Origin of the sequence: Actinoplanes sp. NPDC051633 (assembly GCF_040681735.1) — a bacterium.
GTDB lineage: Bacteria > Actinomycetota > Actinomycetes > Mycobacteriales > Micromonosporaceae > Actinoplanes.
Window position 1 is genome coordinate 21,169 of the sequence record NZ_JBFAZH010000010.1, and the last position, 6,193, is coordinate 27,361.

The following is a 6,193-nucleotide window of genomic DNA, read 5'->3' on the forward strand; positions in this document are numbered from 1 at the left end:
GAGTCGACACGGTGTCAGACTTTCCCACCATGGAGACTCTCGGCGTCGCGGTGGCCGGCTTCGGCTGGATGGGGCGGGTGCACACCCAGGCGTACCCGCGGGTGCCGCACCACTTCCCGCAGCTCGGGGTGCGACCAGAGCTGGTCGCGGTGGCCGACGAGGTGCCCGGCCGGGCCGAGGAGGCGGCCGCGCGGTACGGCTTCGCCACCGCCACCCGCGACTGGCGCGCGCTCGCCGATGACCCGCGGATCCACGCGGTCAGCATCGCGGCGCCCAACTTCCTGCACCGGGAGATGGGCGATGCGCTGGCCCGCGCCGGCAAGCACATCTGGATCGAGAAGCCGGTCGGGCTCACCGCCGACGACGCGGCCGCGGTGGCCGCCGCGGTGCGCGAGTCGGGCGTGCGCGGCACGGTCGGCTTCAACTACCGCAACGCTCCGGCCGTCGAGGCCGCCCGCGACCTGATCGCCGGCGGTGAGCTGGGCACCGTCACGCACGCCCGGTTCCGGTTCTTCAGCGACTACGCCGCCCACCCGGAGGGCGCGCTGTCCTGGCGGTTCGAGCGCGCCCGGGGCGGCAACGGGGTGCTCGGCGACCTGGCCGGGCACGCCGCCGACCTGGTCCGCTTCCTGCTCGGGGAGATCGAGTCGCTGGTCGCCGACACGGCCGTCTTCGTGCCGCAGCGGGCCCGGCCGGCCGGTGCGACCGCCGGGCACACCCGGGCGTCCGGCGGCGAGATGGGCCCGGTGGAGAACGAGGACTACGTGTCGGCGCAGCTGCGGCTGGAGTCGGGGGCGCGGGCGGTGCTCGAGGCGAGCCGGGTCGCGGTCGGTGAGCAGAATGCGTACGGGTTCGAGGTGCACGGCACGCGCGGGGCGGTGTTCTGGGACTTCCGCCGGATGGGTGAGCTCGGGGTCAGCGTCGGCTCGGCGTATCAGGACCAGGCGGTCAGCACGATCTACATCGGACCCGGGCAGGGCGAGTACGCGGCGTTCCAGCCCGGCTCGGGCACCGCCATGGGGTACGACGACCTGAAGGTCATCGAGGCCTATCGCTTCGTGCGGTCGATCTCCGAGCGGAAGTCCTACGGAACCACGCTCGAGGATGCGGTCGCGGCCGCACGGGTCCTCGATGCGATGACCGCCTCCGCGGAACAACGGCGGTGGGTGGATCTCACAAGCGCAAATATTTCCATGTAAGCATTTACTGTGCGGTAGCCGAATGGCAGCGTGACCGCATGACACGGAGAGCTGCGCTTGTATTGGCGCTGATTGCCGCAGTGGTGGGGGCGTCGGCAACACCGGCGAACGCCGCGGCACCGAAACCGAAGTTCACGCACCTGAACCCCGGTCAGCAGCCCAAGCTGACCGAGAGGGTTCCGGTCAATATCGTCTTCCTCGGCTACGACCGCAAAGAGGTCAACCAGAGGGAGTTCACCGCCGGACTGGCGAAGACCTACGAGCCGGTCGACCGGTACCCAACCATGTACGCGGGTACCCCTCAGAAGCTCGGCATCAAATACACGTACGACTACAACGTCACCTACGCCGACAAGGCGTACCAGGACAAGTTCTTCAAGAAGCTCGGCACGCTCGCCACCCCTGCGCCGCTGACGGCGTACCAGGAGGCGTACAACGAACAGGAGAAGAACGTTCTCGACATCACCGAGAACAACTACATCGACGCGCCGACCGTCGAGCGCTATCTGGCCTACAACCCGCCGCGCGGGGTGAACACCAAGCGCAACACGATCTTCCTGATCGACTGGTACGGCCGGGCGGACTTCAAGTTCCACCTCTACCGCAAGACCGGGGAGCCGGACCCGGACACCGGTTACGACTTCGGCGTGCAGCGCGACAGCCGCAAGATGATGGGCTGGGGCGGCACCGCCGCGGACGACGAGGAGACCGGCCTGGGCTCGACCCGCCGCGTCTGGTTCACCGACCTGTCCGCCGGCCCCGAGTCCAACATGGCCAACTACATCGTCGACCAGACCGACCTGGACGAGGACGGTGTCGAGGACTACCGGATGCCGGTGTCGTGGGAGTATGCCGCGAACGGCTACCGATCTCCCAGCGCGATCTCGGGCGACCTGGCCAAGATCACCCGGTACGTCGGCCTCAACCTGCTGATGACGACCTCGCCGCTGTACTCCGTGGACCTGCCGTCCGGCCTGCCGAAGTCCATCAACCTGGACAGCAACACCTATGAGGCCTGGCCTGGCGTGGACGCGTCCGCGCAGTACATCAAGCCGGACCTGCTCCTCGAGGAGACGGCCGACCTTCGCTGGCGTAACAGGTTGAGCTACGACAACCAGGATCTGCCGCTGACCGGTAAGGCCCTGGAGTGCTTCGAGGGCAAGTATGTGACCGACGAGCCGTGCTACGACGGCCAGGAACTGCCGCCGACCGCCAACCCGTACCTCAACGCCGTCGAGAACGACGCGGTGTTCCGCGACGACGCCGGCCGGGTCGACTACGAGGTGCCGTTCATCAACTACGCGACGGGCGAGAACTACCCGACCCCGCTGGGCTACGCCGACAACAACTACGTCGACGGCACCCAGAGCTACGTGTTCTCGTTCATCTCCCCGGAGATCGTCGACGCCGGCTACGGCCTGACCACCACGATGATCCACGAGGGCGGCCACCACCTCGGTCTGAGCCACCCGCACGACGGCTACGACAGCGAGTCGGGCGTCGACTACGAGCCGGTGAACGAGTACTTCTTCTCGTGGATCGGCGACGAGAACAACTCGATGATGAGTTACATCGACCTGAACTGGGACTTCAGCCAGTTCGACCGGGACAACAGCGACCGGTTCCTGACCGCGGCGTACCACGAGGGCGCGAACCGCCTGGCCGCCGACGTGCTGGCCGCCAAGGGCGCCCGCAAGGGCACCGCCGACCTGCGGGTGGCCGACCTGCTGCTGGGCCTGTCCAAGAAGGCGTTCGCGGCGCACGAGTACCGCCTCGCCTACGCGCTGGCCGAGCAGGCCTACAACCGCGTGGTCGCGGCGGCGAAGAAGTCCGGCGCCGACCCGAGCGCCGCGGCCAAGGCGATGCACGCCGAGGCGCAAACGTCGCGCAAGGCCGGCGAGGTGCACCTCGGCCCCGAGGCCGTCGACAGCCTCGAGCCGGGCAGCGGGCCTAGGTCCCTGCCGTAACGGTCGCCTGCGGAGCTGTGTCGAACTGGGTTCGGTACAGCTCCGCATAGCGGCCGCCCCGGGCCAGCAGGTCCGGGTGCCGGCCGCGCTCGACGATCCGGCCGCCCTCCAGGACCAGGATCTGGTCGGCGGACCGGACCGTCGAGAGCCGGTGCGCGATCACCACGCTGGTCCGCCCCTCGAGAGCCTCGCCCAGCGCCGCCTGCACCGCCGCCTCCGACGTCGAGTCCAGGTGCGCGGTCGCCTCGTCCAGGATCACCACGCGTGGGCCGGCCAGCAGCAGCCGGGCGATGGTGAGCCGCTGGCGTTCGCCGCCGGAGAGCCGGTAGCCGCGCTCGCCGACCATCGTCTCCAGGCCATCGGGCAGCCCCTCCACCAGGTCCGCGAGGCGGGCGCGGCGCAGGGCGTCCCACAACTCGTCGTCGGTCGCGTCGGGCCGGGCGAAGAGCAGATTGGCCCGGATGGTGTCGTGCAGCAGGTGACCGTCCTGAGTGACCACACCGAGCGCGCCGCGGATCGACTCGGCCGTCAGATCGCGCACGTCGTTGCCGGCCAGCCGGACCGCGCCCTCCTCGACGTCGTAGAGCCGCGGCAGCAGCTGGGCGATCGTCGACTTGCCCGCGCCGGACGAGCCGACCAGCGCCACCAGCTGCCCGGGCTCGGCGGTGAACGACACCCCGTGCAGGACCTCCTCACCGCCGCGGGCGTCCAGCTTGGCGACATCCTCCAGCGAGGCGAGTGAGACCTTGTCCGCCGACGGGTACGCGAAGCGCACGTCATCGACCTCCACCGACACGGGACCTTCCGGCAACGGCCGGGCATCCGGCTTCTCCTGGATCATCGGGGTCAGGTCGAGGATCTCGAACACCCGCTCGAAGCTGACCAGTGCGCTCATCACCTCGACCCGGGCACTGGCCAGCGCGGTCAGTGGCGCGTACAGGCGGGAGAGCAGCAGCGCCAGGGCGACCACACTGCCGGCGTCGAGCTGTCCCCGGATGGCGTACAAGCCGCCCAGGCCGTACACCAGGGCGAGAGCGAGCGAACCGACCACGGTGAGCGCCGTGATGAAGACCCACTGCAGCATCGCCGTGCGCACGCCGATGTCGCGGACCCGCCAGGCGCGCTGGGCGAACTCGGCGGACTCCTCGGCGGGCCGGCCGTAGAGCTTGACCAGGGTCGCGCCCGGCGCGGAGAACTTCTCCGTCATCCGGGTGCTCATCGCCGCGTTGTGCTCGGCCGCCTCGCGTTCCAGCCGGGCCAGCTTGCGGCCCATCATCCGGGCCGGCAGCACGAAGATCGGCAGCAGGACCAGCGACAGCAGGGTGATCTGCCAGGAGAAGGTCACCATCACGGCGAGCGTGAGCAGCATCGTCACGGTGTTGCTGACCACGCCCGACAGCGTGTTGCTGAACGCCTGCTGCGCGCCGATGACGTCGTTGTTGAGCCGGGACACCAGCGCCCCGGTCCGGGTGCGGGTGAAGAACGCGACCGGCATCCGCTGCACGTGATCGAAGACCGCGGTGCGCAGGTCGACGATCAACCCCTCGCCGATGCGCGCCGACTGGTAGCGGGTGAGCAGCGACAATCCGGCCTCGGCCAGGGCGATCCCGGCGATCGCCAGCGCCAGCCAGAGCACCAGCCGGTCGTCGCCCCCGCCGGTGATGACGTCGATCACCCGGCCGGCCAGCACCGGCGACGCGACGGTCAGCACCGCGGCCAGCACACTCGTCGACAGGAACCACACGATCGGCCGGCGGTGCGGCCGCGCGAAGTCCCAGATCCGGCGCAGCGTCTCCCGTGAGAAGGGCCGCTTGTCCCGCTGATGCATCGCGTGGTGCAGGGACATCCACGCGGTCGCCTCCATGCTCATACCCGGCAGGTTAGGACCTGTACCGAGCTTGAGGTCAACCCGATTCCAACACAGGTCCAACAACCGTCCAACGCCGGCCGGGCAGCGTGCCGTGCATGACGACTTCCGTATTGAAGCGAGCGAGCGCGGAACCGCTGCTCGTCTTCACCGCCGTCGCCCTCCCGGTCGGGTGGGTGCTGCTGTCCATCCCGCTCTTCGCCGACCTGCCGGTCGAGCCGTTCATCCTCGGCACCCTGTTCCTGGGCCTGGTGCTGCCCACCGTCCTGCTGACCCGCCCCTCCGTCAAGCGGCTGCTCGTGGACACGGTTCGCCCGCCGCGCCCGCTGTGGCTGCTCATCCCGGCGGCCGCCCTGATCCCGGTCGTCACGGGCGTCCTGACCGGCGCCGACCTGACGACCTTCGGATTCACCAACGTGCTGTCCAGCCTGCTGATCATCAACCTGTGGGAGGAGATGGCCTGGGCCGGGTTCGTCCAGCGCCGCGCGACCGCACGCTTCGGGTATGTGCCCGGCAGCGTCCTGACCGCGCTGCTGTTCACCGCCGTTCACCTGCCGCTGGCCTTCTACGGCTCCGGCGTCGCCCACAACGTCGCCGTGATGATCGTGTCGGGCATCGGGTTGCGGCTGCTGATCGGCGCCTTCGACGTCTGGGGCCGCGGCAGCATCCTCGCCCTCGGCCTGATCCACGCGACGTTCAACGCCACCGGCGATCTCGTCGGCCCGGCCGACGACCGGGTCCGGTACGCGGTGACCTTCGGGCTCGGCCTGATCGCCGCGTTCCTCGTCACCAGGCGGGCCGGCCGATGACCGCCGAGGTGCTGCGGTACGCCGCGTTCACCGAGGACGGTCACGGCGGCAATCCGGCCGGCGTGGTGCTGGACGCCGCAACGCTGACGGATGCCCAGATGCTGGCGATCGCGGCGGCCATCGGTTACTCGGAGACGGCCTTCGTGCTGCCCGGCGGTGTCGTGCGGTTCTTCAGCCCGGTCGCGGAGGTGGCGTTCTGCGGCCACGCGACCGTCGCCGCGGCGGTCGCTCTCGCCGAACGTGCCGGGCCTGGCCGGCTGCACCTGGTCACCCGCGCCGGCGAGGTCGCCGTCGACACCCGGGTCGAGGACGGCGGCCTGGTCGCGGCCCTCACCTCGCCGCCGACCTCGA

General features: G+C 69.9%; 5 protein-coding genes. 4 read left to right on the forward strand and 1 reads right to left on the reverse strand.

All coding sequences use genetic code 11. From position 1 onward, the window contains the following. Positions 1-29: 29 nt before the first annotated feature. On the forward strand, positions 30-1,199 hold the full coding sequence (locus AB0M20_RS01445) for a Gfo/Idh/MocA family oxidoreductase (protein WP_364291902.1): 1,170 nt from the start codon (positions 30-32) through the stop codon (positions 1,197-1,199). A 38-nt stretch (positions 1,200-1,237) separates the two neighbouring features. Beyond that, the gene (locus AB0M20_RS01450) at positions 1,238-3,166 is read left to right on the forward strand and encodes a hypothetical protein (protein WP_364291905.1); all 1,929 of its coding nucleotides are present in this window, start codon (positions 1,238-1,240) and stop codon (positions 3,164-3,166) included. Here AB0M20_RS01450 and AB0M20_RS01455 read toward each other — a convergent pair. Continuing rightward, positions 3,150-4,994: an ABC transporter ATP-binding protein gene (locus AB0M20_RS01455; RefSeq protein WP_364291914.1), complete on the reverse strand. Its 1,845-nt coding sequence runs from the start codon at positions 4,992-4,994 to the stop codon at positions 3,150-3,152. The genes AB0M20_RS01450 and AB0M20_RS01455 overlap by 17 nt on opposite strands. Positions 4,995-5,131: 137 nt before the next feature. Here AB0M20_RS01455 and AB0M20_RS01460 point away from each other — a divergent pair, with 137 nt between their 5' ends. Next, on the forward strand, positions 5,132-5,842 hold the full coding sequence (locus AB0M20_RS01460) for a CPBP family intramembrane glutamic endopeptidase (protein WP_364291908.1): 711 nt from the start codon (positions 5,132-5,134) through the stop codon (positions 5,840-5,842). Then, positions 5,839-6,193 (forward strand): PhzF family phenazine biosynthesis isomerase (locus AB0M20_RS01465; RefSeq protein WP_364291911.1); only part of this gene is annotated, 355 nt, incomplete at its 3' end. The genes AB0M20_RS01460 and AB0M20_RS01465, both read left to right, overlap by 4 nt.

What these genes read in the sequence shown, in the direction of transcription:
- AB0M20_RS01460 (WP_364291908.1), top strand. Translation starts at nt 5,132, where the DNA reads ATGACGACTTCCGTATTGAAGCGAGCGAGCGCGGAACCGCTGCTCGTC.
- AB0M20_RS01445 (WP_364291902.1), top strand. Translation starts at nt 30, where the DNA reads ATGGAGACTCTCGGCGTCGCGGTGGCCGGCTTCGGCTGGATGGGGCGG.
- AB0M20_RS01455 (WP_364291914.1), bottom strand. Translation starts at nt 4,994, where the DNA reads ATGCATCAGCGGGACAAGCGGCCCTTCTCACGGGAGACGCTGCGCCGG.
- AB0M20_RS01450 (WP_364291905.1), top strand. Translation starts at nt 1,238, where the DNA reads ATGACACGGAGAGCTGCGCTTGTATTGGCGCTGATTGCCGCAGTGGTG.